The following is a 1,431-nucleotide window of genomic DNA, read 5'->3' on the forward strand; positions in this document are numbered from 1 at the left end:
TTCGCAACCTGTTGCCGGAGTTCGACGGTCTGAAGTCGGCCACGCAGGATGCGCTCTTCTCGGGATTTGGTGAAGAGGTGCACCGGCTTTCCACCCAGTACCTGCCAGCGGTGCAGGAACTCACCACAGGCATCGCGGACGCGTTCAACGTGATGGCCAAGTCGGTCGCCAACGAACTCATGACGCCGGACACGCAGGCGAAGATCCAGAGCACTTTCAGCAACATCACCGCGTCGATCCGCGAATTGACCCCTGCTGCAAGCTCTTTGACTCAGGCGTTCGTCGATATCGCCAACGCCGGCTCCGGCTTCCTCCCCGGGCTCGCCCAGGCGGCCTCCGAGGCCGCGCAGCGCTTCGCCGCCTTCATCGACCAGGCCGCTCGGACGGGAGATCTCCAGCGGTGGATCCAGGAAGGCATTGACGCCGTGCGGTCGTTGGGTGATGCGATCTGGATGGTCGGCGGGTTCATCTACGACACGTTCGGCGGCAACGGACGGCAGAACGTCGAGAACTTCAACGACACGCTGGAGGGCACCCGGACGATTCTCGACGCGCTCAACGGCGACTTCAGCACGTTCGGTGCAGACATCAGCGAAGAACTCAGCATGCTCACCGGACCGGCCGCCGCGGTGCGCGACGCAATCCTAGACATCCCCGAAGCGATGACGTGGGTCGGCAACAAGGCGATCGACATGGCCAACCACGTCAAGCACGCCCTCGACGCCATGGGCTCAAACGCCGCGAATTTCTTCAACAACCTCCTTCCCGGCGACCCGATGAGTTTCACGCCGCTGCCCGACATCCCCCATCTGCCGGAGTCATGGGGCGGCGACTGGGGCGGCTACATGCCCCCGGGCTTTGAACCGCCTGAGCGCACGCCGGGTACCTACCGCACCCGCGACGGCCAGGAACGCCGCATCCCCACACCGCGTCAACTGCCGTCGTCAACGCCCTATCCCGGACCGTTCGGCGTTCCCACACCTACCGGCGGTCCCGGTGGATCGGGCGGGCGCGGCACGACGACATACGGCTACACCTCCGACCAGGCGCTGTTGTCGAGCATTCCGGCGGGCGTTTACTCGCAGACCGGCGCTGCAGACCTCGTCCAAGGGCTCGGCGATTGCTCCAGCGCCATCGAGGACCTGATCAACATCATCGATGGCCGGTCGACGGCTGGCCGCTCGCTATCGACCCACAACGCGCACGAGTGGCTGACTGCACGCGGATTCCTCCCCGGCTCTATGCCGGGCGCGTTCAACGTCGGATTCAACGAAGGTCATATGCAAGCGACCCTGCCCGGTGGTACGCCGTTCAACTGGGGCAGCAACTCCGCTGCGGCGCGCCGCGGCATCGGAGGCACGGGCGCCTTCGATCCGGCGTTCACCGCGCAGTACTACCGGCCCGTTGACACCGGAGCGATGGGCCGGTCGT

At 65.5% G+C, this 1,431-nt stretch carries 1 pseudogene; it reads left to right on the top strand.

What is annotated here, in order from left to right:
• Positions 1–1,028: 1,028 nt before the first annotated feature.
• A pseudogene (locus ACXMYJ_RS29080) lies at positions 1,029–1,431 on the top strand (phage tail tape measure protein); the annotation flags it as partial.

The sequence above is a fragment of the Mycobacterium sp. ZZG genome (genome assembly GCF_054786995.1).